The organism is Mesorhizobium sp. RCAM 05099, from assembly GCF_059683685.1.
In genome coordinates, this window is sequence record NZ_CM185035.1 from 3,648,873 (window position 1) to 3,674,503 (window position 25,631).

Sequence of the window (25,631 nt, forward strand, 5' to 3'; positions counted from 1 at the left end):
CGTGATTCAGGTCAGGCCGAGAATACTGTGCGGCCCGCAACCAGCGTTTGCAAGACCTTGCCCTGCAGCCGCGCGCCTTCGAAACAGGTGTTTTTCGAGCGTGAGCGGATGCCGCTTTCGCTGACGATCCAGGGTTCGTCCAGATCGACCAGCGCAAGATCCGCCATTGCCCCCGGTTTCAGCGTTCCGCCGGGCAGTCCAAACAGTCTTGCCGGCGCGGTGGACAAGGTCTCGATCAGTCTGAGCAATGGCACATCGCCATTGTGGTAGAGCCGCAAAGCCGCGCCCAGCAGTGTTTCGAGCCCGATGGCGCCAGCTGCCGCGTCGGCAAAGGGCAGGCGCTTGGTGTCGACGTCCTGCGGGTCATGCGAGGAGACGATGATGTCGATCGTGCCGTCCCTGACCGCCTCGATCATCGCCAGCCGGTCTTCCTCGGCGCGCAGCGGCGGCGTCAGGCGAAAGAAGGTGCGGTACTCGCCGACGTCGTTTTCATTGAGCGACAGATTGTGGATCGACACGCCCGATGTCACGGTCGCGCCGTCGGCTTTCGCTCTCTTCACCGCGTCCGCCGCCATCGCCGTCGAGATCTTCGCCGCGTGGTAGGAACCGCGCGTCAGCCGCGCCAGCGCGAGATCGCGCTCCAGCGGGATGGATTCGGCTTCCCGCGGGATGCCGGAAAGGCCGAGCCAGCTGGCATAGAGGCCTTCGTTCATGACACCTGACGAGGCGAGGTCGGCATCCTGCGTTTCATGCACGATTGTGGCGCCGAAATCGCGCGCATAGGTCAGCGCGCGGCGCATCACCAGCGCGCTTGATATGGTGTGGCGGCCATCGGTGAAGGCGACGGCGCCGGCTTCGCGCAGCAGGCCGAACTCGGTCATCTCGCGGCCGTCGAGGCCCTTGGTGATCGCCGCCGCCGGAAAGATGTTGACGCATGCCGTGTCCTTGGCGGTGCGCAGCACAAACTCGACCAGCGCCACGTTGTCGATCACCGGATCGGTGTCGGGCATCATGACGATGGAGGTGACGCCGCCGGCCGCCGCCGCGACGCTCGCCGAAGCGATGGTTTCGCGATGCTCGCCGCCGGGTTCGCCAATGAAGACGCGGCCGTCGATCAGGCCGGGAATGATCGCCTTGCCGGCGCAGTCGATGACAGTGGCGCCTCCCGGGGCGCCCTGGTTCAGTGCCGCCTTGCCGGTGGCAGCGATTTTTCTGCCGTCGACAATAAGGGAGCCGATTTCGTCGATGCCGCGAGAGGGGTCGACAATGCGGGCGCGCTCAAAGACCGTTATGCTCATGCGCCGCGGCCCTCGTGGTTGCGGCGCGGGTCGAGCAGCGCTTCCATCACCGCCATACGTACGGCGACGCCCATCTCCACCTGTTCCTGGATGACGCTTTGCGGGCCGTCGGCGATTTCCGAGGCGATCTCGACGCCACGGTTCATTGGCCCGGGATGCATCACCATCGCGTCGTCCTTGGCCGCCTTCAGCTTTTCGGCATCGAGGCCGAAATAACGGAAATATTCGCGCACCGAAGGCACGAAAGCGCCTTCCATCCGCTCGCGTTGCAAGCGCAGCATCATCACAACGTCGGCGCCCTTGAGGCCCTCGGCCATCGAGTGTGTGACGATGACGCCCATCTTGTCGATGCCGGAGGGCAGGAGGGTCGAAGGCGCAACGACACGCACCTGTGCGCCAAGCGCATTGAGCAGCATGATGTTCGAGCGCGCCACGCGCGAATGCAGAATGTCGCCGCAGATCGCCACGATCAGCTTTGACAACGGACCCTTGGCGCGGCGGATGGTCAGCGCGTCGAGCAGCGCCTGCGTCGGGTGTTCATGCGCGCCGTCGCCGGCATTGACCACGGAGCAGCCCACCTTCTGCGCCAGAAGGGCGGCGGCGCCCGCCGACTGGTGGCGGATGATCAGGATATCGGGCCGCATGGCGTTGAGCGTCATCGCGGTGTCGATGAGCGTTTCGCCCTTCTTTACCGAGGAGCTTGCCACCGACATGTTCATGACGTCGGCGCCAAGCCGTTTTCCGGCGAGTTCGAACGACGACTGCGTGCGCGTCGAGGCCTCATAGAACAGGTTGATCTGGGTACGGCCGCGTAGCGTCGAGGTTTTCTTCTCGGATTGCCGCGAGATCGCGACCGCCCGATCCGCCCGGTCGAGCAGAAGCTCGATGTCGGCGGGCGAAAGATCGCGGATGCCCAGAAGATGGCGGTGAGGATAGAGTGGCAGGGACGAAGCGTCGGTCATCTCAAGGCGCTGCTATAGGGTGGAGATTTTGCGGCCGCAAGCGCCAGCTTTGCATTGAAGCCATTCTCCCCGGTATTTTCGTCGCGCGGGCGGCAACGCTTGGCTATATCTAGCCGATGGCCCCGGATTCGTGGCTCTCTGACGACAAGTCTACCCGTAGAAGGATTGGGCGTGACCGACGACGTGACGAACCAGCCGCCGCCGCTGACGGGCGGCAACGCCTGGCGGGGCGATCCGTTGCTGATCCAGCTTGCCGAACGCTTTTCCGATCCTGTGCGCAAGGATCTCGACGGGCTCGGCCGTTTCGTGCTGACGCAGGAGGCGCAGGAGCTGGCCCGCCTCGCCAATGTCGAGACACCGAAGCTGAGGACACATGACCGCCGGGGACGGCGCATCGACCTGGTCGAGTTCCATCCCGCCTATCACGCCTTGATGCGCCGCTCGGTGGCGAACGGGCTGCATTCCTCGGTCTGGGAAAATGGCGACGCCGAGATCGGCCGCCGCCATCAGGTCCGGGCCGCCCGGTTCTATCTGACCGCGGAACTGGAGACCGGACATCTTTGCCCGATCACCATGACCAGCGCTTCGCTGGCGGCATTGATGGCCAGCCCGAAACTGTTTCGCGAATGGGCGCCGCGCGTGACGACGCGCAAATATGACCAGAGCCAGAAGCCGCCGGTCGAGAAGGCGGGGCTGACGCTCGGCATGGGCATGACCGAGAAACAGGGCGGCACGGATGTGCGCGCCAATGTGACAAGGGCGGAACGGGCCGGCAGCGGGTTCTATCGCCTGACCGGACACAAATGGTTCATGTCGGCGCCGATGTCGGACGCCTTCCTGGTGCTTGGACAGGCGCCGGAGGGGCTGTCGTGCTTCCTCGTGCCGCGCATTCTCGGCGATGGGTCGGGCAACGGCTTTCGCTTTCAGCGGCTGAAGGACAAGCTCGGCAATCGTTCCAACGCTTCCTCCGAGGTCGAATTCGTCAACGCCATCGGCGAGATGGTCGGCGAACCAGGTGCCGGCGTGAAGACGATCATGGACATGGTGACGCTGACACGGCTCGACTGTGCGGTGGCGTCTTCGGCGATCATGCGCGCCGGCCTGGCCGAGGCCGTTCATCACGCCCGCCATCGCCAGGTGTTCGGCTCAACGCTGATCGAGCAGCCGCTGATGCAGCGCGTGCTGGCCGACATGGCGCTCGACGTCGCCGCCGCCACGGCGCTGTCGTTCCGGCTGGCGCGTTCCTTCGACGAGGCGGCAAGCGATCGCGGCGAGGCCGCGTTTGCCCGCGCCATGACGCCGGTCGTCAAATACTGGGTCTGCAAGATCTCGCCGCCGCTGCTCTATGAGGCGATGGAGTGTCTCGGCGGCAATGGTTATGTCGAGGAGGCGCCACTCGCCCGCTACTATCGCGAAGCTCCGGTCAACGCGATCTGGGAAGGATCGGGCAATGTCATGGCGCTCGACGTGCTGCGCGTGCTCGGCCGCGCGCCTGGTTTGTTCGAGGATGTGCTGGCCGGCATCGACCGAGATCTCGGCGCTGGCGGACGCGGCACGATCGGCGTGCTGAAGGCGGCGATGCAGGTCGCTGCGACCGACGAAGGTTCCGCCAGGCTGCTCACCGAACAACTGGCGCTTTCGGCGGCGGCGGCGGAATTGCGCCGGCTAGGGGCAGGGCGAATCGCGGATGCCTTCGTCGAGACGCGATTGGCCGGTCAGTGGCGCAACACCTATGGCATGCTCGATTCGCGCCATGACGCGCGCATGATCATTGACACGCTCTATCCGCCGATGAACTGACCCACGAACGTCGCGCAAACCGGTACCGCATCCTGATTCAAGGCGCTCACCGGCATCGTCGCAACACCCTGTGGATGGCCGTTAACCTTAACAAATGGTTTCCATTGCGGCGACGGGCGGCAAAGCCCACTGTCTGGCGAGAGCACGGAATGGTTCAAATTGGCCATCCTTTGCTTTGCGAAGCAGGAATGCCGATGCGACACGTACTGAGCTCTTTTCTGGCCTTGCACTGGGCGATCGTTTTCGCCCTGCTCGCGCTCATCTGCATCGACGGAAATCGCGGTGTGGCCTCGGCGCTCGGCGTGCTGGGTGCCACCGTTGAGGGCACTCGCTTCGTCGATCTCGACAACGTCATCGTGGTGGCGCCACTCGCCACCGCATTGCTTGTCGTGGCGGTGCTGTTTTTCTGGGCCTTCGTCGAAACCCTGATCAACGACGCGACCAGCGCGGGCGCCCACAGCGTTGCCCGCATCGCCTTCATCTCAGCCTCCGGCGTGTTGTCACTGATTGTCATCGGTGGCGCCGCGCAAGGCATCAATGGGCTGCTCATGGCTGTCGCCGTGCAGTTGGCCGCACTTCTGGCATCCTATGTCGCCATGCTCACCGAACGACGGTCCGCCGTAGCGGCGGCCGCTTCGGGCGAAGGCGAGATTCGCGCCGTCGCCCATGGCATGGCAAAGGCCGCGGCGCACAACTCGCTGCTTTCGCTCATCTCCGGCCGGACAGGGTCGAATCCGAAGGGAGGCCACTGATGCGTTACGTCTTCGCATTGTGGGCGGCGCCGATGGCGGTCTTCTGGGGCTGGTTCTATCTGTCGGCCAACGACATCAATTTCGGCTACGTCATGTTCAGCCGGCAGATGCACGACTTCTTCTTCCAGCTCTATGGTCAGATGCTCGGCATCGATCCAGCCATTATCCCCGGCATGGTGGCGAAGACGTGCATCTTCGACGGGTTTCTGCTGATGGCGTTGTGGGCGTTCCGCCGTCGCCGCGAAATCGCCGGCTGGATCAAGCAGCGCTGGGCGGCTCGGGTTCCGTTCGAGCGGACGCACCAAGCGACTGAAGCCGGTCCAGAACTCCCTGCAGAATAAAGGCCGCCGCCGCCGAATCGATCTTTCCGGCGCGTTTGCGGCGCGAGAAATCCATCTCGATCAGCGTTCTTTCGGCCGCGACCGTCGATAGTCTTTCATCCCAGAGCACGAAGGGCAGGTCGCTCATTTGCGCCATGTTACGGACGAAGGCGCGCGATTTCTGAGCGCGCGGTCCTTCCGACCCGTCCATGTTGATCGGCAGCCCGATCGCCACGGCGCCGACATTCTCCTTGCGCAGCAAGGCCAGCAGCACGGCGGCATCGAGCGAGAATTTCTTTCGCAGGATGACCGGGCGCGGATGAGCGAAGGAAAACCTCTGGTCCGAGACCGCGACGCCGATCGTCTTGTCGCCGAGGTCAAGTCCCGCCAGCGTCTTGCCGCCGGCGAGCCGTGCTGGCAATTCCTCGATGCTGATAATGCCCAACGGCTGTCCTTCGCCTCTCAACGCCGCACGTTCTGCCAAACGCGCAGCGGACACAGTAACCCTTTGATCTCGGGGCTATCGGCGTTCTATCCTCTGGCAAGGCAAAAATCGAGGAATGCATTCATGAAACTGACCTGGTACGGCCACTCGGCCTTCCGCATCGAAACCGCCGATGCAAGGATCCTCATCGATCCCTACCTGATCGGCAATCCGTCCTGGACGGGCGGCTGGGAAGGGCCGGCAGAGGGAGTGACGCATGTGCTGCTGACGCATGGGCACAGCGACCACATCAGCGGCGCGGTGGAAGTGCTCGGCAAGAGCGGCGCCCAGTTGGTCGCCAATTTCGAGATCTGCATGTATCTGGTCGGCAAGGGCGTCAGCGACAAGAAGATCAACCCCGGCAATATTGGCGGCACCGTCGATTGTGGAGGCTTCACCACCACATTCGTCCAGGCGCTGCACTCATCCTCGTTTCCGGGCGAGGGCGGCCAGAACACCTATCTCGGCAATCCGGGCGGCCTTGTCCTGCATTTCCCGGAAGACAGGACGCTCTATCACATGGGCGACACCGACATCTTTTCCGACATGGCGCTGATCAACGAGTTGCACGAACCGAAGATCGGCATCGTGCCGATCGGCGACCGCTTCACCATGGGTGGCGCGGTGGCAGCACTTGCCTGCCGCCGCTTCTTCAAGTTCGAGACGGTCGTCCCCTGTCACTTCGGCACGTTTCCGATGATCGATCCGACCGCCGAGAAATTCGAGGCAGGCCTGGAAGGATCCGGTGTGAAGGTGGCATTGCCTGACATCGGCGAGACGATCACGCTTTAGAAACAGCGAAAGCGGAATGAAACCATGTCGTTGAGGCAATCTCTTTGCGTGTCCATGTTTGTCGCGGCGTCGCCCGCGCTCGCCGCGGACGACTTCATCGAAGGTGTCTACCTTCAGTCCGAGGAGCTTTGCGCACAGGCCAAAAAGGATACGCTGCAGACGCTGATCGACGCCGGCAACATCGTGCTTTCGGCACACGGCCTGCAAGGCGTCGAATACAATTGCGAGTTCGTGCAGATCAGCAAGGCGGCAGCTTCGCCAAGCTGGGCGGTGACGGCGATCTGCCAGGAACCGGGATATGTCTTTCCGGATGTCCTCTCGGTGACGCGGATGAGCCCGACGCAGCTCGATCTCGTGTCGGTCCGGCCCATCGACGACGAAAGCGAGGCAAGCGGAAACAGCGGCAGCTACTATTTGTGCGAGGGCATGGTGCTGCCGTGAGGTCATTCGCCCGATCGTGGGCAGCGCATGTTGCGCACCGCGCGCCGCGCCGCTATAGCCCGGACTGGTTTTCCCCGAGGCAAGAAAATGTCCGTTGATCTTCAAACAGTGAAGCGCGTTGCGCGTCTCGCCCGTATCGCGGTGAGCGAGGAGGATGCCGAACGCATGACCGGCGAGCTGAACGCCATTCTGGGCTTCGTCGAGCAGTTGAACGAGGTCGATGTTTCCGGCGTCGAGCCGATGACCTCGGTGACGCCGATGGAGATGAAGAAGCGCCAGGACGTCGTCACCGATGGCAACAAGGCGGCGGATATCGTCGCCAACGCACCGGCGACCGAAGAGAATTTCTTCCTCGTGCCAAAGGTCGTGGAGTAGCGGGCCGATGGCAATCGAGATCGCCATCGAAACACCGCTGCAGGACGACGTGCGTGGCCTGGTCGAGGAACTCAACGAAACGTTGCTCGAACTGACGCCGCCGGAGCACTGCTACCACATGACGGTCGAGCAGATGGCCGGTGAGGATACGACCGTTTTCATAGCCCGCGACAATGGCCTGGCCATCGGCTGCGGTGCGCTGAAGCGCCACGATGGCGCCGTCGGCGAAGTCAAGCGGATGTACACGCGGCCTTCGCATCGCGGACGCAAGATCGGCGCCAGGATCGTCGAGCGGGTCGAGGCGCTGGCGCGCGACGAGGGCCTGAAGCGCCTGGTGCTGGAGACCGGCGATCGTCATCCCGCCGCCTGGACCGTCTACGAACGTGCCGGATTTTCGCGCTGCGGCCCGGTACTGGATTATCCCGATTCCGAGTGGTCGGTTTTTTACGAAAAGAGCCTTTGATGAGCGACCTGACCCAGCTGACGATCTCCCAGGCCCGCGCCAGGTTGCGTGGCAAGGAAATTACCGCGACCGAGATCACCGAGGCCTATCTCGCGGCCATCGATCGCGCCAATCCGGCGCTCAATGCCTATGTCGCAGTGACCGGCGACAAGGCGCGCGACATGGCCAAGGCCTCCGACGCCAGGCTGGTCAAGGGCGAGGGCGGGGCACTGGAAGGCATTCCGCTCGGCATCAAGGACCTGTTCGGCACCGAAGGCGTCCACACCCAGGCCTGCAGCCATGTGCTCGACGGCTTCAAGCCGCGCTATGAATCGACCGTCACCGCCAATCTGTGGGCCGACGGCGCGGTCATGCTGGGCAAGCTCAATATGGACGAATTCGCCATGGGCTCGTCCAACGAGACTTCCTATTACGGGCCGGTCATCAACCCGTGGCGGCGATCGCGACTCGACACGGTGGTGATGCCGACAACGCATCAGGGCGACGGCGGCTTCGTCTCCGCCGGCGGCACCAAGACCGCGCGAACCCTGGACAATGCGCAGCTGGTGCCGGGCGGTTCTTCCGGCGGTTCGGCGACCGCTGTCTCGGCCTTTCTGTGCGCCGGCGCCACGGCGACGGATACCGGCGGCTCGATCCGCCAGCCTGCCGCCTTCACCGGCACGGTCGGCATCAAGCCGACCTATGGCCGCTGCTCGCGCTGGGGCATCGTCGCCTTCGCCTCGTCGCTCGACCAGGCCGGACCGATCGCCCGCGACGTGCGCGACGCCGCGATCCTGCTCAAGTCGATGGCATCCGTCGATGCGAAGGACACGACATCGGTCGACAGGCCGGTGCCGGACTACGAGGCAGCGATCGGCAAGCCGATCAAGGGTATGAAGGTCGGCATTCCCAAGGAATACCGCGTCGACGGCATGCCCGAAGAGATCGAGGCGCTGTGGCAGAAGGGTATTGCCTGGCTGAAGGATGCCGGCGCCGAGATCGTCGACATCTCCCTGCCGCATACCAAATACGCGCTGCCGGCCTATTACATCGTGGCGCCTGCCGAGGCTTCGTCCAACCTCGCCCGCTATGATGGCGTCCGCTACGGGTTGCGCGTGCCGGGCAAGGACATCGTCGACATGTACGAGAAGACCCGCGCCGCCGGTTTCGGCCGCGAGGTCAAGCGCCGCATCATGATCGGTACCTACGTGCTGTCGGCCGGCTATTACGACGCTTACTATCTGCAAGCGCAGAAGGTGCGCAATCTGATCAAGCGGGACTTCGAGAATGTCTTCGCCGCCGGCGTCGACGTCATCCTGACCCCCGCAACACCGTCAGCCGCCTTCGGCATCGCCGACGAGGATATGGCCGCCGATCCGGTCAAGATGTACCTCAACGACATCTTCACTGTCACCGTGAACATGGCGGGCCTGCCGGGCATCGCCGTGCCCGCCGGGCTCGACGCCAAGGGGTTGCCGCTCGGCCTGCAGTTGATCGGCCGGCCTTTCGATGAGGAAACGCTGTTCCAGACCGCTGCCGTCATCGAGCAGGCGGCCGGCACATTCCAGCCGCAGAAGTGGTGGTAGGGTCGTTTCTCATCTGACGAGGTGAGCGATGTTCTTCTATCTGTCCAAGATCTTCTGGTTCTTCATCCAACCGCTCAACCTGACGATCTTCCTGCTGCTGGCGGGGCTGATCGCCGCCATGATCGGCTGGCGGCGGCTGGCCGCCACCGGCAGCGTGCTGGCGTTTCTGATCCTTGCGCTCTCAGCCTGGACGTCGCTCGGTGCGATGATGCTCAATCCACTCGAGGAGCGTTTTCCACGACCGCCGCTGCCGCAAAAGGTCGACGGCATCGTAGTGCTCGGCGGCGGGTTTGAGGGCGGGATTAATTTGGTCCGCGGCGGCTATGAATTGAGCAGCAGCGGCGATCGCATGGTCGAAGCCGCAATCCTCGCCCGGCGCTTCCCGCAGGCTAAGGTGGTTGTATCAGGCGGAAACGGCTCGCTTTTCCTCGATGGCGAGGGAGACGCCGACACCGCGTCCCGACTGCTCGTCCCGCTGGGTGTATCGGCCGATCGTCTTGTCCTCGAGGACAAGTCCCGCAACACCTATGAAAATGCGGTCTTCAGCCGCAAACTTGTCGAACAGAAGCCAGGCGAGACCTGGCTTCTGGTGACGTCCGCCTTCCATATGCCACGGGCCAAGGCGCTGTTCGATAAGGCTGGCTTTCCAACCGTCCCATGGCCGGTCGACTACCGAACCTCAGGCAAGGAAGGTGTTGGCTTGTTTCGCGACAATGCGGCCGATTCAGTAGAGAATACGACCATGGCAGTTCGCGAATGGATCGGGCTTTTCGCCTATTGGCTTTCCGGCCGCATCGATCAGCCTTTTCCAGCGCCAGGCGGCTGACCGATCACGGCGCGCCGCGCCGCCGAGAAGAACTGGCGCCGTACCAGGACCGCCAGCAGCAGGAGCGTCGACAGCACGAACACCGCCGGGTCGACGAACCAGCCGAGATAGCCGATCGAGAAGAACACGCCACGCAGGCCGGAATTGAAATGCTTGCCGGCGAGCATGTTCATCTGCGCCGCACGCCACACCGCTGTTTCGGTGACCGGGTTGCGCGAGGCTTCGCCGTGCGGGATCGGCACGGCACCGATCAGGATCGTGCAATAGTTGAACAGCCGGTAGGCCCAGCCGAATTTGAAGAAGGAAAACGCAAGGATCAGCACCAGTCCGAACACCTTTATCTGAAAGGCCGTGCGCGATGGCGCGCCGCCCAGGGGCAGCGTGCTGAGCACTTCGAGAACCCGGTCGGACGCACCGAGCAAGGCAAAGCAGCCGCCGAGCGCGATCAGCGAGCTGGAGGCGAAGAACGCGGTTCCCTGCTGCAGGCCGCTCATGATGGCGGTGTCGACGATGCGGATCTCCCGCTCGGCCATGGTGCGCATCCAGGCTTCGCGTTGCGCATTCATCGCCGTCGTCAGCGATACGCGGCTAACCAGCTTGCCGTCGGAGGCAAGCGTGTGCAGCACCCACACAGCGAGGAAGAAAGCCAGCGCCGCGAGATCGGCAGTCGAAAGGTTGAGGGAATCGCCCATGGGCTGAATTTATCACATTCAGCGCGATCGCTTCGATGACCGGCATGTAGCGATCGACAACCAATGTCGCTGCGGGAGCAAACAAGGTCGGCAGGTGCTGCGCCGCGATTTCCAAAAGAGCGGAAACATCGTGGGAATTCCTATATGTAGTCCTCGACGTGACTCCAGGAGACAACGTGTTCCTTTCGGTTTTCGACCTGTTCAAGATCGGCATCGGTCCATCGAGCTCGCACACGATGGGGCCGATGACGGCCGCGGCGCGGTTTCTCGATGAAGTCGCTGGAGATGACTGGCCGCGTCCGGCCGGCGTGAATGTCGACCGACTCGCCGCCAGTTTGCATGGATCGCTCGCCTATACCGGCATCGGCCACGGCAGTGACCGAGCCGTCATTCTCGGCCTTGCCGGCCTGACGCCGCAGACTGCCGATCCCGATCAGGCTGACGGCATTGCCAACCGTATCACCGCCGAGAAGCGCATTTCTCCACCCGGCCACCCTTCCTACCGTTTCGACCCGGCCACCGATCTGGTGCTGGACCGCAAGACGCCGCTCACCGGCCACGCCAACGGCATGGCTTTCTATGCCTATGACGCCGGCGACCGCCTGCTGCTCAAGCGCATCTACTATTCGATCGGCGGCGGCTTCGTGGTTTCTGAAGAAGAACTGCAGCGGATCAAGGCCAAGGGGTCGGTGACGACCGAAGGCAAGAAAGTGCCGTATCCTTTCAAGAATGCAGTCGAGATGCTGGCGATGGCTGGCAAAAGCGGGCTTTCGATCGCCGACATGAAGCGCGTCAACGAGGAGACACAGATGTCGCGCGAGGAGCTTGATGCCGGCCTCGACGGCATCTGGAGCGCCATGAAGGGCTGCATCGAACGCGGCCTGTCGCAGGACGGCATCATGCCGGGCGGGCTGAAGGTGCGTCGGCGCGCAAGAATGCTGCACGACAAGCTGCAGGAGCAGTGGCAGCAGAACAAACCCAATCCCTTGCTCGCCAATGACTGGCTGTCGATTTATGCGATGGCCGTCAATGAGGAGAACGCCGCCGGTGGGCGCGTGGTCACCGCCCCGACCAATGGTGCCGCCGGCACGCTGCCGGCGGTTCTGCGCTACTGGCTGCATTTCCATCCCGAGGCCGACCAGCCGAGCATCCGCGACTTCCTGCTGACGGCGGCGGCCGTCGGCGGCATCATCAAGACCAATGCCTCGATCTCGGGCGCCGAGGTCGGCTGCCAGGGCGAAGTCGGGTCCGCGTCGGCGATGGCCGCCGCCGGTCTGTGCGCCGTCATGGGCGGCACGCCTGAACAGGTCGAGAACGCCGCCGAGATTGCGCTTGAACATCATCTCGGCATGACCTGCGATCCGGTCGGCGGGCTTGTCCAGGTGCCGTGCATCGAGCGCAATGCGCTGGGCGCGGTCAAGGCGGTGACGGCCGCGTCATTGGCCATCAAGGGCGACGGCGTCCATTTCGTGCCGCTCGACGCGGCAATCGAAACGATGCGCCAGACCGGCCTCGACATGAACGAGAAGTACAAGGAAACCAGCCTTGGCGGGCTCGCCGTCAACGTTGTGGAGTGCTGAGAGTCCTCTGTGAGGCTTGCTATCCGTGGATTGGCACTGTGGAGAAGTCCGACAGGCCGTTGACGCGTCGGCGTCCCGGACTAAACCTTAGCGGATGGCTCTCAACATTCTAAAACTCTGTGTCGGCTGCGACAGCGTCGAGGATCTCGAAGAGTGGATCGCCTTTCGCCTCGACGAGCGGCAACGCGCCGGGGAGCCGGCGGAACACTGGCACACAACACGCATGGTGCCGACGCGCGGTGCCGAGATTACCGATGGCGGTTCGCTCTACTGGGTGATCAAGGGCAATGTGCAATGCCGCCAGCTGATCACCGAGATCCGGCCGTTCACCGACGACGAAGGCATCGGCCGCTGTCATCTGATTCTGGATCCACAAGTCGTGCGCACCGACTGGCAGCCGCGCCGGGCCTTTCAGGGCTGGCGCTATCTGAAACCATCGGACGCACCGCTCGATCTTGGCAAGGGCAAGGCCGGGCTGATCGAGATGCCGCCGAAACTCAGGCGCGAGCTTGCCGATCTCGGCTTGCTGTAGGTCATCACGCCGAAGCGTTTGCCTGGTCCTGTTGGCGCCAGAGAGCATTCCATCCCAATGGAACCGGAATGGGCATGATCTTTTCCCGCGGTTTGCTGGCCCTCAATCTTGCTCCGCACTGGACTTGCAAGCGGCGCGACAACGCCACATCTTGAAATTCATGAGCGAGGAGAACCTGTCGAGGTCGACAAAGACCGTTGTTGCGCCGACCAAGCCTGATGGCATCGGCGGCAGGGCCGGATCGCACGGCGCTGCTGTCGTCCTATACGGGGTAGGCCATGATTCCGGCGCAGAAAAAGTGTCTAGGGAATTTGCGCGGCTGTCCAAACGGGCAGGAGATCCGCGGGGCGGTGGGAAATGTTAGGCGCAATTGTCGTTCTGGGCGCATTGCTGCTGGTGCTTCTGAGCGCAGCCACCGCGTTCCTGCGTGCGGATCCGGCGAGGCTCGCAAGCGGAATGAGAACGCTGGGGCCGATCCTGCTGGCGCTGGTGGGGGGTACCTTGCTCCTGGTCGGGCGTGAAGGGATCGGCGGTATCATCCTGTTCGCGGCAATTGCATGGTATGGCGCCACGCGCGTGAGCCGGCCGGATGCGAAGCTGGCGTCTGGAAAGCGCTCAACAGTGCGGACAGCGGCGCTCGAAATGGAGCTTGATCACGATACGGGCGGTCTCGAAGGGCTCGTCCTGGCCGGCCGCCATGACGGCAAGATTCTTGGCGCGATGGGGCAGGCTGAAATGCAGCAACTTTACCGTGAGCTCTCCGGCGATCCGGAGAGCCGGCAATTGCTAGAGACGTATCTTGACGGCAGATTTCCCGTCTGGCGCAAAAACGCTGAGACGAACGGTGGCGAAGGGCTGGGTGTTGCGCCAGGTCCGGGCGCCATGACTAAGGAGGAGGCCTACAAGGTCCTTGGTCTTGAAGCGGGGGCCGCCGCGGCGGATGTCCGCAAGGCGCACCGCCGCCTGATGCAGCGCCTGCACCCCGATATCGGCGGCACGTCTTTCCTGGCGGCGCGGATCAACGAAGCCAAGGACGTCTTGCTCTCTAATCACAACTAGTCTCCTTCGACGCAGAACTCTTTTCCGGGAGATTGTTCGACGCCGTCCTACTGCTGGACGGCGTAGCATTCGATGTTCTTCTTCTTCAAAGCCGTGCAGGCCTTCCAGGCGGCGGTCTTCGAACCAAAGCCACCGAAGCGGGCGCGGTAATAGGTGACGCCGTCCTTGTCGAAGGCGACGGTGAAGCCGGAAGCGTCGGCCAGCACCTTGGGTGCCTGCTTGGCGGTCTTGTCGAGGAAGGCCTGGGCTTCCGATTGTTTCGGCGAGGAGGCGACCTGGATGGCCCAGCCCGACGGCACCGAAGCCGTATTGACAGGGTCGACAACCGGGGTCGGCTCGGCGTAGGCGGCCACGACCTGGGCCGTGGCGACCTGAGGGGCGGAGACGATGACTGTCTTCACCTTCCTTGCTGGAACAACCGGTTTGGTTTCTTCAACCGCGGCATTGTCGTCGGACCTGTCGTCGTCCTGGGCAACGGTCGAGTCGTCGGCGACGGCTGCATCGGCGCTGGCTACCGCCACCGGCTTGTCGTCCGGCGTCGGCGCGTCGTGCTTGGGCAGCAGCACCTTGGCAAGTGCCTTGATCGGGTTGCCGCTGTCGGCCTGGGCGACCAGGGCGCCACCGCCGCGCGTCGAAGCCCTCGGCAAGTAGGTGTTGATCAGGGACGCCATCTGGTTGTCGCGGCTGCCACCGGAGGTGCCGCCCATGACCACGGCGACGAGGCGGCGATTGCCGTCGGAAACCGACGAGACCAGATTGAAGCCAGAGGCGCGGGTATAACCGGTCTTGATGCCGTCGACGCCCTTGATGCGCCCGAGCAGCCGGTTGTGACCATTGATGCGCTGGCGGCCATAGAGAAAGGACCGCTGCGAGAAGTAAGCGTAATACTGCGGGAAATGCTCCCTGAGCGCGATGCCGAGCGTCGCCATGTCGCGTGCCGTCGTGAATTGGCCGGGGTCAGGCAAGCCGTTGGCATTGCGGAACACGGTGCCGTTCATGCCCAGTTGCCGCGCCTTGGCGGTCATCATGCGGGCGAAGTTGGTTTCGTTGCCGCCGAGCATTTCGCCGAGCGCGGTTGCCGAGTCGTTCGCCGACTTGGTGACTATCGACAGGATCGCGGTGTCGACGGTGACCGAGCCGCCAGCCTTTACGCCGAGTTTGGTCGGCGCCTCGGCGGCGGCATGAGCGGAAAACACGACAGGTGAGTTCCGGCTGATCTTGCCCTTCGCCAACGCCTCGAAGGTCAGATAGAGCGTCATCATCTTGGTCAGCGAGGCCGGATAGCGTCTGCCGTCGGCATCGGCCGAATAGAGCACCTTGCCGGTCTTGGCGTCGACGACAATGGCGGCGGACCTTGCCGCCAGTGACGAGGCGGCGTCGGCAACGACGAACGTCATCGCCATGGCGACGATCATGATCGTTTTAAGAGAAAAGGTGGATTTGGAAACGATGCCCGACAACGCCTGACGCACTGACTACTTCCTTTGAATTCTCGTTGCTTCGGAGGCGGCAAAGGGATCCTGCCTCACTTCCGGCCAAGCTACCGGGGCAGCGTTACCAATCCGTTTATGGTAACCGCCGCGTTCACCATTTTCTTCGGGCTTGAAGCTCTCTTTATTCGATTTTTAGCCATTGCCTGCGCAGGCACATCCGCGAGACCGGCGGAATATTGACTTTTGTGCGGCGCACAATATACTAGCGTGCATTGCACAAAGAGCGCCCCGAAGAAGGACGCTTCAACCGTCAAGGGAATGCGTGAAATGACCCAGACCTATGAGGACTTCAGCAAATACGGCAAAGAGTTTGCCGACACCGGATTGAAGAGCTTCGCTTCACTCTCCAAGGGTGCGCAGGCGATCGCCACCGAGGCTGGCGAATACACCAAGAAGAGCTTCGAAGCCGGCAGCGCCGTGGTCGAGAAGATGTTTTCGGCCAAGTCGCTGGAAAAGGCGATCGAGATCCAGTCCGACTATGCCAAGCAGTCCTACGAGGCGTTCGTCGCCGAGGCCACCAAGATTGGCGACCTCTATGCCGAGCTCGCCAAGGAAGCCTACAAGCCGTTCGAATCGATCGTCGCCAAGGCGAAGTAATTTCACCCGGGCGATGTGATTTCGCCTGACGTGACCCAGATCTGGCCTTTTGGGCCCGGGGCAAGCCCGGCCGCGGAAACGTGGCCGGGTTTTTTCATGTCAATTTCAGCTCCGGGGCCTCGCGCGCCTTCACGATTGCGAAAATCGTCCAAGTTTGGCCACCTAGCCATATTGTCAGCTAAACAGAAGGGCTTAAAATCGTCCATCGAACACCTACATGTCGAACTCGCATGAGGATCTGAAAGAGGCAGGAATACGTGACGATCGGTTTGACTGCCACGAGACGCGTGGTGCGAATGCAAAACGGCGACGGCGACGGCAATGAGGCCGGCCGTGGGACGGCCGTCATTACGCGCACCAAAACCAAAACCAAGAAGCCCAGCCTTTACCGGGTTCTCATCCTCAACGACGACTACACGCCCATGGAGTTCGTGGTTCACGTGCTGGAGCGTTTTTTCCAGAAGGATCGCGAAGCCGCCACACGCATCATGCTTCATGTTCACAATCATGGAGTGGGCGAGTGCGGGGTCTATACATTCGAGGTGGCCGAGACCAAAGTGTCCCAGGTCATGGATTTCGCCCGACAGAATCAGCATCCGCTGCAATGCGTGATGGAGAAGAAGTGAGGTAACATGCCGGCTTTCTCCCAAGGCCTGGAAAAGGCGCTTCACCAGGCGCTGACGCTCGCCAATGAGCGGCACCATGAATACGCAACCCTTGAACATCTGCTGCTCGCGCTCATCGACGACACCGAGGCGGCCGCCGTCATGCGCGCCTGCAATGTCGATCTCGACGAACTGAAGCACACGGTTCTCACCTATATCGACACCGAGCTCGACAATCTCGTCACCGGCTACGATGAGGACTCCAAGCCGACAGCCGGTTTCCAGCGCGTCATCCAGCGCGCGGTGATCCACGTGCAGTCGTCGGGCCGCGAGGAAGTGTCAGGCGCCAACGTGCTCGTCGCCATCTTCGCCGAGCGCGAGAGCCATGCCGCCTACTTCCTGCAGGAACAGCAGATGACCCGCTATGACGCGGTCAACTACATCTCGCACGGCATCGCCAAGCGTCCCGGTGCATCCGAGACACGCTCGCCGCGTGGCGCCGATGACGAACAGGGCGGCCAGAATGGCGCCGAGCCGCAAGAGGAAGGCGGCAAGAAAAAGCAGCAGCAGGACGCGCTGACCGCATATTGCGTCAACCTCAACAACAAGGCCAAGGCGGGCAAGATCGATCCGCTGATCGGCCGCGAGTTGGAGATCAACCGCACCATCCAGGTGCTGTGCCGCCGTTCCAAGAACAACCCGCTCTATGTCGGTGATCCCGGCGTCGGCAAGACCGCGATCGCCGAGGGCCTCGCCAAGCGCATCGTCGAGGGCGACGTTCCCGAAGTGCTGCACAACGCCACCATCTTCGCGCTCGACATGGGCACGCTGTTGGCCGGCACGCGCTATCGTGGCGATTTCGAGGAGCGGCTGAAGCAAGTCGTCAAGGAACTCGAGGATTATCCAGGTGCCGTGCTGTTCATCGACGAGATCCATACGGTGATCGGGGCCGGGGCGACATCGGGCGGTGCCATGGACGCATCCAACCTGTTGAAGCCCGCGCTGTCATCGGGCGCGATCCGCTGCATCGGCTCGACCACCTACAAGGAGTTCCGCCAGTTCTTCGAGAAGGACCGCGCCCTGGTGCGGCGCTTCCAGAAGATCGACGTCAACGAGCCGACCATCGAGGACGCCATCGAGATCATGAAGGGTCTGAAGCCGTACTATGAGGAGTTCCACAAGGTGAAGTTCACCAACGAGGCGATCAAGGCCTCGGTGGAACTGTCGGCCCGCTATATCAACGACCGCAAGCTGCCGGACAAGGCGATCGACGTGATCGACGAGACCGGCGCCTCGCAGATGCTGGTGCCCGAGGCCAAGCGCAAGAAGACCATCGGCATCAAGGAGATCGAGGCGACGATCGCCACCATGGCCCGTATTCCGCCGAAGACGGTTTCGGCCGACGACGAGAAGGTGCTGCAAGGCCTCGACATCGAGCTGAAGCGCGTCGTCTATGGCCAGGACACCGCGATCACCGCGCTGACCTCGGCCATCAAGCTGGCGCGTGCCGGCCTGCGCGAGCCGGAAAAGCCGATCGGCTCCTACCTGTTCTCGGGGCCAACCGGCGTCGGCAAGACCGAAGTGGCCAAGCAATTGGCCGCCTCGCTCGGCGTCGAGCTGATCCGCTTCGACATGTCGGAATACATGGAACGCCACACCGTCTCACGGCTGATCGGCGCGCCTCCCGGCTATGTCGGCTTCGACCAGGGTGGTCTTTTGACCGACGGCGTCGACCAGCATCCGCACTGCGTGCTGTTGCTGGACGAAGTCGAGAAGGCGCATCCGGACCTGTTCAACATCCTGTTGCAGGTGATGGACCACGGCAAACTGACCGACCACAACGGCAAGCAGATCGACTTCCGCAATGTGATCCTGATCATGACCACCAATGCGGGCGCATCCGATGCGCAGCGCGCGGCGATCGGTTTCGGTTCGACCAAGCGGGAAGGCGACGATGTCGAGGCGATCAACCGGCTGTTCACGCCGGAATTCCGCAACCGCCTCGATGCGATCATCCCGTTCGGCTCGCTGCCGGTTCCGGTCATCCATCAGGTGGTACAGAAGTTCGTCATGCAGCTCGAGGCCCAGCTGTCCGAGCGTGGCGTCACCTTCGACTTGTCGCCGGAGGCGATCGCCTGGCTGGCCGACAAGGGTTATGACGAGCGCATGGGGGCGCGGCCGCTTGGCCGGGTCATCCAGGAGCACATCAAGAAGCCGCTGGCTGACGAGGTGCTGTTCGGCAAGCTCAAGAAGGGTGGCACGGTGCGCGTCACCGTCGAGAAGAAGGAAACCGGCGAGACCGGCCTGAAGCTCGAATCGCTCGCCGACGAGGCACCGGTCAAGCCGAAGAAGGAAGAGCCGGAGGATGCTCCCAAGCCGCGCAAGGCCGTGGCGAAAAAGCCCGCGGCGAAGAAGCTGGTGATGCAGAAGCCGGAGCCCAAGGGCAAGGACGGCGGCAAGCGCAGCCTCGTGCCGCAACTGCCACGAAAGAACTGACCCTGACGAAAGCCGAGAAAGCCCCGGAAACGGGGCTTTTTTGTTGGGAACGACGAGGTGACGGATGGGCGGCCAGATCATCATCCTGAACGGTGCGCCGCGATCGGGAAAATCGAGCATTGTCCAAGCCATCCAGGAGAATTTCGAAGGCGTCTGGATGAATCTCGGCGTCGACGTCTACGAGCAGGCCACGCCACTGCGATATCGACCTGGCATCGGGTTGCGGCCGGGTGGCGAGCGTCCGGACCTCGAAAGCCTTGTGCCTGGGCTCTACGCAGCTCTGTACGAATCCATCGCCGCCCACAGCCGACTGGGGCTGAATGTCGTGGTGGATGTCGGCCACCACGATGCCTATTCGAGGCCCCTCGGCTGCCTTGCCGATTGCGCGCGCCGGATCATTGGCCTGCCGGTGCTGTTTGTCGGCGTTCGCTGCCCGATTGAGATCATCATGGAAAGGCGAGCCGCCAGCGCGACAGGCAAGGGATATGTCACCGGCACGGCCCGCGACCCCGTGCCATTGCCTGTGCGCCTGTGGCAGGATGAGGTACACCGACCGGGCGTCTATGATCTTGAAGTCGACACTTCGCTCCTGAATCCCGAGCAATGCGCGGATTTTATACGCCTGCGGTTGGAGCAAGGCATCGCTCGGCCAAGCGCTATCGAGCAACTGGCTGGAACTGCAATCGGTTGATTTTGTTTCAGCTTTACAGCGCTGCCCGTATCTTTTCGGCATTCCGCGCCAGCACTTCGGGCTTCTCCATCGCGCCCGTGTGCGGCTTCAGCGGGATACCGTCGAAGCGCGGGATGACATGCACGTGCAGATGATAGACGGTCTGCCCCGAGGCCGGCTCATTGAACTGCAGGATGGTCACGCCCTCGGCGCCGAAGGCTCCTTTCACCGCCAACGCCACTTTCTGGACCACCGTGAAAAGCGGACCGAATGTCGACGGATCGGCGTCGAGCAGATTGCGCGACGGCGCCTTCGGCACCACGAGCGTATGGCCCGGCCCTTGCGGCATCACGTCCATGAACGCCACCACCGCCTCGTCCTCGTAGACGCGGTGCGAAGGGATTTCGCCACGCAGGATCTTGGCGAAGATGTTGTCGGTGTCATATGCGGTTTCGGCCATGGCGAATGCTCCGGATTGTGGTTCGCCCGGTGTAGCCGAAGCCTCCCGTGGGCGGCAAGGCAATCAGGCGAGGTCGACCAGGCCGGCATCGACAAGCGTGCGGTGGAAACGCCTTTTGCGCGGCGATGCGCTTTCGAAGTAAGGGGCGGCACAGTCGTTCAACAAGGCGGCTCGCGTGGCGAACACCGGATCGAGCGGCAGCCCGGCGGCCAGCAAGGTCAGCGTCGACAGGAAGGCCGAATCGAGCACTGGCGGGGCAGGGAGATCGTCCGGCAGTTCGCCGTTGATGGGCTCGAGCGCTTAAAATGTCTCGCGCAAGGCCAGGTTGGAAGGGGGCAAGCCAGTAAGCGATGTGGTGAACGACGACTGGTGGTCGCCATAGCGAATGATGATGGCCGGTTGGCCGTCCAGCAGGGCTTCGAGCCGTTTGCGAAAGGACGCATAAGCAGCGACGCTCTCGGCCAAGCGCACGACATACTCGCCATAGGACGCGACGCCGGTCGCGGCGACGGCTTCGCGGCGCAGTTCAGCATGGCGGTCGACCGGGAAGATGCGGCGGCGGTGGTCGCCATGATTCATCAGTGTCGTTATCGAAAGAAAGCAGGGCCTGCCGTCCGCCAGGCGACGCGAAAGCTGGTCAATCCCATGGTCATAGAGCTGCTCGTCATGATTTTCCCGCTTCCAGCGTTCGGCATCGAACGGGGGCGGCAAGGTTTCGGCATAGCTGACATCATTGAAGCCGATCGACTTGTAGAACCGGCCGCAGCTGACGAAGGAAGGCCGGTCGCAGCTGATATGCGACACGCCGTAGCCGATGCCGGTCAGGACGGAGGGAAGCGCATGCCGCACGCGCCCGCTCAGAAGATGGAAGACGAAACGGCTGTCGGTGCCGAACGACAGCGAGGAGAGGCCCGTCAGCACCGAAAACTCCGTCTGCAGGGTGCTGCCGCCAAAGACGTCGACATGCAGCGTTCCACAGAGGCCATCCGGCGGTGTGAAGAACGGCTCGAATGCCTGATTGACCGGTATGCCGAGCCGTCGCGGGTCGAATGTTGATTCATGCATGATCATGACGATATGCGGCGGTTTCTCATTCGCCGACCGTCTTGCCGCCACTGGCGGCAAGAGCGGCAGTGGGTCCGGATCGATGTCGACAAAGCCTGGCCGCCGCGACGGACCCGCACCAAACCATGAGGCGACAAAGGCGGAGAGATGAACCCGGTCGTCGGTCAGGTGGTGGAAGCGAAACCGCTTCAACCCTCCACTCACCCAGAAAACGCACAGATAAACAATCGCCGTCGCTCCGAACAACGCAAGCCGCTGTGGCAACGGCATTGCCGGCTCTGCAAACGTCAACGCCAGAACAACGATCAGGGCGAGGATCGCGATCATGCCGGCGAGGGCGGGAATTGCCATGCGTGCATGGTCGGCCAGAACAGTTCGAAAACTGCTTGCCGCGAGATGATAGATATCGCCGGCAAGGAAATTGAAACCGAGATGATGATATTTCAGTTTGGAAACGATGCCGATCGCCGCGGTCAACATCAACGCAGCCCACAAGGCGACGATGTTGCCTGGAAAAACGAGATGCGCGAGGCCAAAGAGAAGGAAGAAGGTTGCAAAGCCCAGAGGCCATGCCGAGCGCTTGCCTTCCAGCCAGGCAACCAGCAACGACGCGGCCACGAGTCCCGCCGCACCGAGCCATTGCCCGACACCCAGAGATGCCAAACCCTGCATGCTTCCCCCGTGGGTGCCTGAGCACCCATGCCCGAGCTTGGCTTAGCGGATTCCGGTTGGACGGTAAACAGCGGCGATGGTCACGCCGAAAGGCCTGTTATTCCTCCAGGTCTTTGCGAAACGGGGTGTGCTCTCCCAGATATTCGCCCATCCGTTCCACCTCGCGCCGTTCGCGCTTGAGATAGTCGGCAACGGCGTTGCGCAAGCCGGGATGGGCGATGTAGTGCACGGAATGCATGGTCACCGGCCGGTAGCCGCGCGCCAGCTTGTGTTCACCCTGCGCGCCCGCCTCGACCACCTTCAGCTTGCGCGCGATGGCGAAGTCGATCGCCTGATGGTAGCAGACCTCGAAATGCAGGAAGGGGTGGTCCTCGATGCAGCCCCAGTTGCGGCCATAGAGGGCGTCGGAGCCGATGAAATTGATGGCGCCGGCAACATGGCGCCCGTTGCGCTTGGCCATGACCAGCAGGATGTCGTCGGCCATGCGTTCGCCGATCAGCGAGAAGAACTGGCGGTTGAGATAGGGCCGGCCCCATTTGCGGCTGCCGGTGTCCATGTAGAAGGCGAAGAAGTCGTCCCAGGCCTTTTCGGTGAGGTCCTTGCCGGTCAGCCAGTCGATCGAGATGCCGTCGGCAAGCGCCTCGCGTCTTTCCTTCTTCATCGCCTTGCGCTTGCGGGAAGCCAGGGTGGCGAGGAAATCGTCGTAGGTTGAAAAGCCTTCGTTGAAGAAGTGGAACTGCTGGTCGGTGCGATGCAGGAAACCTGCCGCTTCCAGCACCTCCACGTCGCTCTCCTGCGCGAAGGTGACATGCGCGGACGAGACGCCAAGCTTGTCCGTGACCGCCTTCAAACCGGCAGCCAGCCCGGCCTTGACGGTGCCGATATCCTCGCCCCTGGTGACCAGCAGGCGAGGGCCAGTGACCGGCGTGAACGGCACCGAGCATTGCAGTTTGGGATAGTAGCGACCGCCGGCGCGCTCGAAGGCATCCGACCAGCCATGATCGAACACATATTCGCCCTGGCTGTGCGACTTGAGATAGCACGGGACCGCACCGAGAAGCCTGCCTTGCGCGTTCTCCAGCCTCAGGTGATGACCTTGCCAGCCGGTGCGCCGCACGGCGCAACCAGACTCTTCGAGTGCGCTCAGAAAAGCGAATGAAACGAGCGGGTTGTAACCGTTTTCCGTGTCGCCGCGCGTGGTGCCGCCGAAGCTGTCCCATTCCTCGCAGGTGAACGCGCCGATGCCCGCGGCGACGCGGATCGAATAGTCCGCATTTGCTGTCTGCCCGTCGCCGTCGTCGCCCTGATCCATGAGGCTTATTTAAGCTCCGCCCTGCTTGGTACAAGTCACGTTTCAGGCAACCCGACCTCAGGCAGCATTGACAAGATCGGGCTCGAATCCCTCGAACGTCATCTGGTCGGCGTATTTGAAGGTCAGGTCCACGGCCGGCTGGTCGTGCACGGTCCAGGTGATGACTGGCATGCCGAGCTTTTCACGCACAAAGCTGACGAACCGGTTCGGCAGATCACCGGCGGCATAGGAAGTGAAGGCGATCTCGTGCGCCAGCATGGCGAAATGCGCCTCGATCAGCCGGTTTTCCTTGCCATAGGCGGTCAATCCGGCCGGAATGCCCGGCGCATGTTTGGAAAAATCTCGGATCAGCCAGTGATCGAACGACATGATCGCCGCTTTGCCCTTGTAGCGCTTCAGCAACTTGCCGACATGCGCCACGAGGCTCTCGTCGCGGCCGGGAACCCCTTTCAGTTCCACTACCATCGGTACGCGGCCATCAACCAGGTCGAGCGCTTCCTGCAGCGTCGGCACATGGTCAGCCGTGCCACCGACCTTCAGCGCGGCCATCTCCGCCGCGGTGCGCTGCCAGACGAAGCCGTCCTGTCCTGTCAGCCTTTGCAAGTCGCCATCATGGATGATGACGGGAACGCCGTCAGACGACAGATGCACGTCGCATTCGATGGCATAGCCGCGCTCGGTAGCCGCGGCGAAAGCGGAAAGCGTGTTTTCCCATCGCGTCTTGTTCATGTCGTGAAAGCCGCGATGGGCGACTGGCCGGGCGGTCAGCCAGGATAGGTCGGTCATGGTCGTCCCCTGGCTCATTCGACTTCGAAGATCGCTTCGATTTCCACTGCGGCATTAAGCGGCAGGGAGGCGGTGCCGACGGCGGAGCGGGCATGCCTGCCGCGCTCGCCGAGTGCCTCGACCAGAAAATCTGAGGCGCCATTGGCAACCAGATGCTGTTCGACAAAATCAGGCGTGGAGGCGACGAAGACGGTGATCTTCACCAGGCGGCGGATTTTCTCGAGGTCGCCGAGCGCGGCCTTGGCCTGGGCCAGGATGTTGATCGCGCAGTACTTTGCCGCGTCCTTGCCGGCCGCGGTGTCGACATCACGGCCAAGCAGGCCGCTCGCCTGCAGCTTGCCGTCCTTGAGTGGCAACTGCCCGGCGGTGAACAGCAGCTTGCCGGTTGTGCAATAGGGCACATAGTTGGCGGCGGGCGCGGCGGCGACAGGAAGTGTCACGCCCAGATCGCTTAGCCGCTTTTCGATTGTTTCACTCATTGGTTTTCCCTATTGCTGGAAGGCGCCGCGCTGGCCGGGCCGAAATTGCTATTTTTGCCTCGCTTCCGCCACGACTTTTTTTAAGCTGGACCATCTTTCCCTGCGGCCTGCCATCAGCCGCGACGATCGGAGCACCTCATGCGCGCAACGCGCCTTGTATTCCCTGCCGTTCTGTTGTCGGCGGTCTTCTCGATGGGCCCTGCTTTTGCCGTGCCGGCGCTGCAAGCACATCGCGCTGTCTACGACCTTACGCTCAACAAGGCTTCCGATCGCTCCGGGATAACAGGCATATCCGGCCGCATGGTCTATGAGTTCAACGGCTCGGCCTGCGAAGGCTATACGGTCAAATTCCGCTTCGTTACCCAGATCGTCACCGCTGACAACACGAGGCTGACGGACCAGCAGACGACCACTTTCGAAGATGCGGAAGGCAAGACATTCTCGTTCGTGACGAAATCCTTCGTCGACCAGAACCTCGACAAGGAGGTCAAGGGCATCGCCACGAAAGAGACAAAGGGGCTCAAGGTCGATATCGACAAGCCCGAAAAGAACAGCCTTGAGCTGGCCGCGACCCAGTTTCCCACGCAGCATCTGGTCGAACTGATCGGCAAGGCCGAGAAGGGCGAAAGCTTCTATGAAACCAACCTGTTCGACGGCTCCGAAGACGCCAACAAGGTGATGACCACCACTGTCGTGGTCGGCAAGAAAACCGATGCCGACAAGGCCGACCCGGAGGCCCCGGCGCTGGCGAAGCTCGCCACCGACAAATACTGGCCGGTCGACATCGCCTATTTCGACGGTACCGACAAGTCAGGCGAAGAGGTGCCCGAATACCGGATCAGCTTCAAGCTGCATGAGAATGGCATCACCCGCGACCTCGTCATGGACTATGGCGACTTCTCGATGACGGGAAAGCTGGTCAATCTTTCATTGTTCGACCAGTCGAAAGCCTGCCCGACGAAATAGTGCCGTGGCCGCCGCTTTGACTGATCTCGACACGGCGCCTGTGCGGTCAAGGACTTGAACGCGCCGCAATTGCTTCTCACCTTCTCTTT

General features: G+C 62.5%; 28 protein-coding genes. 17 read left to right on the plus strand and 11 right to left on the minus strand.

Going from position 1 to position 25,631, the window contains the following annotated elements:
- Window positions 1-11 precede the first annotated feature (11 nt).
- Window positions 12-1,298, minus strand: a complete 1,287-nt coding sequence (locus AC56QQ_RS17860) for a dihydroorotase (protein ID WP_497122854.1) — start codon at window positions 1,296-1,298, stop codon at window positions 12-14.
- On the minus strand, window positions 1,295-2,260 hold the full coding sequence (locus AC56QQ_RS17865; RefSeq protein WP_091574854.1) for an aspartate carbamoyltransferase catalytic subunit: 966 nt from the start codon (window positions 2,258-2,260) through the stop codon (window positions 1,295-1,297). The genes AC56QQ_RS17860 and AC56QQ_RS17865 overlap by 4 nt, the downstream gene beginning before the upstream one ends.
- A gap of 171 nt (window positions 2,261-2,431) precedes the next feature.
- On the opposite strand from AC56QQ_RS17865, the gene AC56QQ_RS17870 reads away from it, so the two are divergent.
- From AC56QQ_RS17870 to AC56QQ_RS17880, 3 genes are all read left to right on the plus strand, one after another.
- Window positions 2,432-4,060: a DNA alkylation response protein gene (locus AC56QQ_RS17870; protein WP_497122855.1), complete on the plus strand. Its 1,629-nt coding sequence runs from the start codon at window positions 2,432-2,434 to the stop codon at window positions 4,058-4,060.
- Window positions 4,061-4,254: 194 nt separating this feature from the next.
- Window positions 4,255-4,812: a hypothetical protein gene (locus AC56QQ_RS17875; protein WP_489861623.1), complete on the plus strand. Its 558-nt coding sequence runs from the start codon at window positions 4,255-4,257 to the stop codon at window positions 4,810-4,812.
- Window positions 4,812-5,153 (plus strand): DUF6105 family protein, encoded by a 342-nt coding sequence (locus AC56QQ_RS17880; RefSeq protein ID WP_497122856.1) that lies wholly within the window; start codon window positions 4,812-4,814, stop codon window positions 5,151-5,153. The genes AC56QQ_RS17875 and AC56QQ_RS17880 overlap by 1 nt, the downstream gene beginning before the upstream one ends.
- On the opposite strand, the gene ruvX is transcribed toward AC56QQ_RS17880, so the two are convergent.
- Window positions 5,071-5,577 carry a Holliday junction resolvase RuvX gene (gene ruvX, locus AC56QQ_RS17885; protein ID WP_497122857.1) on the minus strand — a complete coding sequence of 169 codons (507 nt, stop codon included), beginning with the start codon at window positions 5,575-5,577 and terminating at the stop codon, window positions 5,071-5,073. The genes AC56QQ_RS17880 and ruvX overlap by 83 nt on opposite strands.
- 123 nt (window positions 5,578-5,700) lie before the next feature.
- Here ruvX and AC56QQ_RS17890 point away from each other — a divergent pair, with 123 nt between their 5' ends.
- The 6 genes from AC56QQ_RS17890 (at window position 5,701) to AC56QQ_RS17915 (ending at window position 10,078) form a co-directional block, all read left to right on the plus strand.
- A complete protein-coding gene (locus AC56QQ_RS17890; RefSeq protein ID WP_256752782.1) occupies window positions 5,701-6,408 on the plus strand; it encodes a metal-dependent hydrolase in 708 nt (235 codons plus the stop codon).
- A gap of 24 nt (window positions 6,409-6,432) precedes the next feature.
- Window positions 6,433-6,849: a hypothetical protein gene (locus tag AC56QQ_RS17895; RefSeq protein WP_497122858.1), complete on the plus strand. Its 417-nt coding sequence runs from the start codon at window positions 6,433-6,435 to the stop codon at window positions 6,847-6,849.
- An 87-nt stretch (window positions 6,850-6,936) separates the two neighbouring features.
- The gene (gene gatC, locus AC56QQ_RS17900) at window positions 6,937-7,224 is read left to right on the plus strand and encodes an Asp-tRNA(Asn)/Glu-tRNA(Gln) amidotransferase subunit GatC (RefSeq protein ID WP_010909575.1); all 288 of its coding nucleotides are present in this window, start codon (window positions 6,937-6,939) and stop codon (window positions 7,222-7,224) included.
- Window positions 7,225-7,231: 7 nt separating this feature from the next.
- The gene (locus AC56QQ_RS17905; RefSeq protein WP_497122859.1) at window positions 7,232-7,687 is read left to right on the plus strand and encodes a GNAT family N-acetyltransferase; all 456 of its coding nucleotides are present in this window, start codon (window positions 7,232-7,234) and stop codon (window positions 7,685-7,687) included.
- Window positions 7,687-9,252 (plus strand): amidase, encoded by a 1,566-nt coding sequence (locus AC56QQ_RS17910; protein WP_497122860.1) that lies wholly within the window; start codon window positions 7,687-7,689, stop codon window positions 9,250-9,252. The genes AC56QQ_RS17905 and AC56QQ_RS17910 overlap by 1 nt, the downstream gene beginning before the upstream one ends.
- A 28-nt stretch (window positions 9,253-9,280) precedes the next feature.
- Window positions 9,281-10,078 (plus strand): YdcF family protein, encoded by a 798-nt coding sequence (locus tag AC56QQ_RS17915; protein WP_489861617.1) that lies wholly within the window; start codon window positions 9,281-9,283, stop codon window positions 10,076-10,078.
- Here the strand turns inward: AC56QQ_RS17915 and AC56QQ_RS17920 are convergent.
- Window positions 10,051-10,770 (minus strand): DUF599 domain-containing protein, encoded by a 720-nt coding sequence (locus tag AC56QQ_RS17920; RefSeq protein ID WP_497122861.1) that lies wholly within the window; start codon window positions 10,768-10,770, stop codon window positions 10,051-10,053. The two genes, AC56QQ_RS17915 and AC56QQ_RS17920, sit on opposite strands and share 28 nt — an antisense overlap.
- Before the next feature lie 176 nt (window positions 10,771-10,946).
- Here AC56QQ_RS17920 and AC56QQ_RS17925 point away from each other — a divergent pair, with 176 nt between their 5' ends.
- The 3 genes from AC56QQ_RS17925 (at window position 10,947) to AC56QQ_RS17935 (ending at window position 13,941) form a co-directional block, all read left to right on the plus strand.
- On the plus strand, window positions 10,947-12,350 hold the full coding sequence (locus AC56QQ_RS17925) for an L-serine ammonia-lyase (RefSeq protein WP_489861615.1): 1,404 nt from the start codon (window positions 10,947-10,949) through the stop codon (window positions 12,348-12,350).
- A gap of 94 nt (window positions 12,351-12,444) precedes the next feature.
- Entirely contained in the window at window positions 12,445-12,882 is a 438-nt protein-coding gene (locus AC56QQ_RS17930) for a DUF1489 family protein (RefSeq protein ID WP_489861614.1), read from the plus strand.
- Between the two features lie 357 nt (window positions 12,883-13,239).
- The gene (locus AC56QQ_RS17935; protein WP_489861613.1) at window positions 13,240-13,941 is read left to right on the plus strand and encodes a DnaJ domain-containing protein; all 702 of its coding nucleotides are present in this window, start codon (window positions 13,240-13,242) and stop codon (window positions 13,939-13,941) included.
- Window positions 13,942-13,988: 47 nt separating this feature from the next.
- On the opposite strand, the gene AC56QQ_RS17940 is transcribed toward AC56QQ_RS17935, so the two are convergent.
- Window positions 13,989-15,413 carry an SPOR domain-containing protein gene (locus tag AC56QQ_RS17940; RefSeq protein WP_497122862.1) on the minus strand — a complete coding sequence of 475 codons (1,425 nt, stop codon included), beginning with the start codon at window positions 15,411-15,413 and terminating at the stop codon, window positions 13,989-13,991.
- 288 nt (window positions 15,414-15,701) lie between these two features.
- On the opposite strand from AC56QQ_RS17940, the gene AC56QQ_RS17945 reads away from it, so the two are divergent.
- The 4 genes from AC56QQ_RS17945 (at window position 15,702) to AC56QQ_RS17960 (ending at window position 19,823) form a co-directional block, all read left to right on the plus strand.
- Window positions 15,702-16,031, plus strand: a complete 330-nt coding sequence (locus AC56QQ_RS17945) for a phasin family protein (protein ID WP_256752793.1) — start codon at window positions 15,702-15,704, stop codon at window positions 16,029-16,031.
- A 296-nt stretch (window positions 16,032-16,327) separates the two neighbouring features.
- Complete coding sequence (clpS, locus tag AC56QQ_RS17950; RefSeq protein WP_167364898.1) at window positions 16,328-16,657, plus strand: ATP-dependent Clp protease adapter ClpS; 330 nt, start codon at window positions 16,328-16,330, stop codon at window positions 16,655-16,657.
- Window positions 16,658-16,663: 6 nt separating this feature from the next.
- Window positions 16,664-19,132: an ATP-dependent Clp protease ATP-binding subunit ClpA gene (clpA, locus tag AC56QQ_RS17955; protein ID WP_256752795.1), complete on the plus strand. Its 2,469-nt coding sequence runs from the start codon at window positions 16,664-16,666 to the stop codon at window positions 19,130-19,132.
- A 64-nt stretch (window positions 19,133-19,196) separates the two neighbouring features.
- The gene (locus tag AC56QQ_RS17960) at window positions 19,197-19,823 is read left to right on the plus strand and encodes a chloramphenicol phosphotransferase CPT family protein (RefSeq protein WP_497122863.1); all 627 of its coding nucleotides are present in this window, start codon (window positions 19,197-19,199) and stop codon (window positions 19,821-19,823) included.
- Window positions 19,824-19,836: 13 nt separating this feature from the next.
- Here AC56QQ_RS17960 and AC56QQ_RS17965 read toward each other — a convergent pair whose 3' ends face one another.
- The 6 genes from AC56QQ_RS17965 to AC56QQ_RS17990 form a co-directional block, all read right to left on the minus strand.
- Complete coding sequence (locus tag AC56QQ_RS17965; protein WP_497122864.1) at window positions 19,837-20,262, minus strand: HIT family protein; 426 nt, start codon at window positions 20,260-20,262, stop codon at window positions 19,837-19,839.
- A gap of 63 nt (window positions 20,263-20,325) precedes the next feature.
- Entirely contained in the window at window positions 20,326-20,511 is a 186-nt protein-coding gene (locus AC56QQ_RS17970) for a hypothetical protein (protein WP_497122865.1), read from the minus strand.
- Between the two features lie 51 nt (window positions 20,512-20,562).
- Complete coding sequence (locus tag AC56QQ_RS17975; protein ID WP_497122866.1) at window positions 20,563-21,999, minus strand: sulfatase-like hydrolase/transferase; 1,437 nt, start codon at window positions 21,997-21,999, stop codon at window positions 20,563-20,565.
- Between the two features lie 97 nt (window positions 22,000-22,096).
- The gene (locus AC56QQ_RS17980; RefSeq protein ID WP_497122867.1) at window positions 22,097-23,311 is read right to left on the minus strand and encodes a GNAT family N-acetyltransferase; all 1,215 of its coding nucleotides are present in this window, start codon (window positions 23,309-23,311) and stop codon (window positions 22,097-22,099) included.
- A 57-nt stretch (window positions 23,312-23,368) separates the two neighbouring features.
- The gene (locus tag AC56QQ_RS17985; protein ID WP_497122868.1) at window positions 23,369-24,097 is read right to left on the minus strand and encodes a glycerophosphodiester phosphodiesterase; all 729 of its coding nucleotides are present in this window, start codon (window positions 24,095-24,097) and stop codon (window positions 23,369-23,371) included.
- A gap of 14 nt (window positions 24,098-24,111) precedes the next feature.
- Complete coding sequence (locus tag AC56QQ_RS17990) at window positions 24,112-24,576, minus strand: RidA family protein (RefSeq protein ID WP_497122869.1); 465 nt, start codon at window positions 24,574-24,576, stop codon at window positions 24,112-24,114.
- Window positions 24,577-24,714: 138 nt separating this feature from the next.
- Here AC56QQ_RS17990 and AC56QQ_RS17995 point away from each other — a divergent pair, with 138 nt between their 5' ends.
- Window positions 24,715-25,542 carry a cell envelope integrity EipB family protein gene (locus tag AC56QQ_RS17995; protein WP_091574814.1) on the plus strand — a complete coding sequence of 276 codons (828 nt, stop codon included), beginning with the start codon at window positions 24,715-24,717 and terminating at the stop codon, window positions 25,540-25,542.
- Window positions 25,543-25,631: the final 89 nt, after the last annotated feature.

Excerpts from the sequence above, each read along its gene's own strand:
- AC56QQ_RS17860 (WP_497122854.1), bottom strand. The coding sequence starts at position 1,298 with ATGAGCATAACGGTCTTTGAGCGCGCCCGCATTGTCGACCCCTCTCGC.
- AC56QQ_RS17865 (WP_091574854.1), bottom strand. The coding sequence starts at position 2,260 with ATGACCGACGCTTCGTCCCTGCCACTCTATCCTCACCGCCATCTTCTG.
- AC56QQ_RS17875 (WP_489861623.1), top strand. The coding sequence starts at position 4,255 with ATGCGACACGTACTGAGCTCTTTTCTGGCCTTGCACTGGGCGATCGTT.
- AC56QQ_RS17880 (WP_497122856.1), top strand. The coding sequence starts at position 4,812 with ATGCGTTACGTCTTCGCATTGTGGGCGGCGCCGATGGCGGTCTTCTGG.
- AC56QQ_RS17890 (WP_256752782.1), top strand. The coding sequence starts at position 5,701 with ATGAAACTGACCTGGTACGGCCACTCGGCCTTCCGCATCGAAACCGCC.
- AC56QQ_RS17895 (WP_497122858.1), top strand. The coding sequence starts at position 6,433 with ATGTCGTTGAGGCAATCTCTTTGCGTGTCCATGTTTGTCGCGGCGTCG.
- gatC (WP_010909575.1), top strand. The coding sequence starts at position 6,937 with ATGTCCGTTGATCTTCAAACAGTGAAGCGCGTTGCGCGTCTCGCCCGT.
- AC56QQ_RS17905 (WP_497122859.1), top strand. The coding sequence starts at position 7,232 with ATGGCAATCGAGATCGCCATCGAAACACCGCTGCAGGACGACGTGCGT.
- AC56QQ_RS17910 (WP_497122860.1), top strand. The coding sequence starts at position 7,687 with ATGAGCGACCTGACCCAGCTGACGATCTCCCAGGCCCGCGCCAGGTTG.
- AC56QQ_RS17915 (WP_489861617.1), top strand. The coding sequence starts at position 9,281 with ATGTTCTTCTATCTGTCCAAGATCTTCTGGTTCTTCATCCAACCGCTC.
- AC56QQ_RS17920 (WP_497122861.1), bottom strand. The coding sequence starts at position 10,770 with ATGGGCGATTCCCTCAACCTTTCGACTGCCGATCTCGCGGCGCTGGCT.
- AC56QQ_RS17930 (WP_489861614.1), top strand. The coding sequence starts at position 12,445 with ATGGCTCTCAACATTCTAAAACTCTGTGTCGGCTGCGACAGCGTCGAG.
- AC56QQ_RS17935 (WP_489861613.1), top strand. The coding sequence starts at position 13,240 with ATGTTAGGCGCAATTGTCGTTCTGGGCGCATTGCTGCTGGTGCTTCTG.
- AC56QQ_RS17945 (WP_256752793.1), top strand. The coding sequence starts at position 15,702 with ATGACCCAGACCTATGAGGACTTCAGCAAATACGGCAAAGAGTTTGCC.
- clpS (WP_167364898.1), top strand. The coding sequence starts at position 16,328 with ATGCAAAACGGCGACGGCGACGGCAATGAGGCCGGCCGTGGGACGGCC.
- clpA (WP_256752795.1), top strand. The coding sequence starts at position 16,664 with ATGCCGGCTTTCTCCCAAGGCCTGGAAAAGGCGCTTCACCAGGCGCTG.
- AC56QQ_RS17960 (WP_497122863.1), top strand. The coding sequence starts at position 19,197 with ATGGGCGGCCAGATCATCATCCTGAACGGTGCGCCGCGATCGGGAAAA.
- AC56QQ_RS17965 (WP_497122864.1), bottom strand. The coding sequence starts at position 20,262 with ATGGCCGAAACCGCATATGACACCGACAACATCTTCGCCAAGATCCTG.
- AC56QQ_RS17975 (WP_497122866.1), bottom strand. The coding sequence starts at position 21,999 with ATGCAGGGTTTGGCATCTCTGGGTGTCGGGCAATGGCTCGGTGCGGCG.
- AC56QQ_RS17980 (WP_497122867.1), bottom strand. The coding sequence starts at position 23,311 with ATGGATCAGGGCGACGACGGCGACGGGCAGACAGCAAATGCGGACTAT.
- AC56QQ_RS17985 (WP_497122868.1), bottom strand. The coding sequence starts at position 24,097 with ATGACCGACCTATCCTGGCTGACCGCCCGGCCAGTCGCCCATCGCGGC.
- AC56QQ_RS17990 (WP_497122869.1), bottom strand. The coding sequence starts at position 24,576 with ATGAGTGAAACAATCGAAAAGCGGCTAAGCGATCTGGGCGTGACACTT.
- AC56QQ_RS17995 (WP_091574814.1), top strand. The coding sequence starts at position 24,715 with ATGCGCGCAACGCGCCTTGTATTCCCTGCCGTTCTGTTGTCGGCGGTC.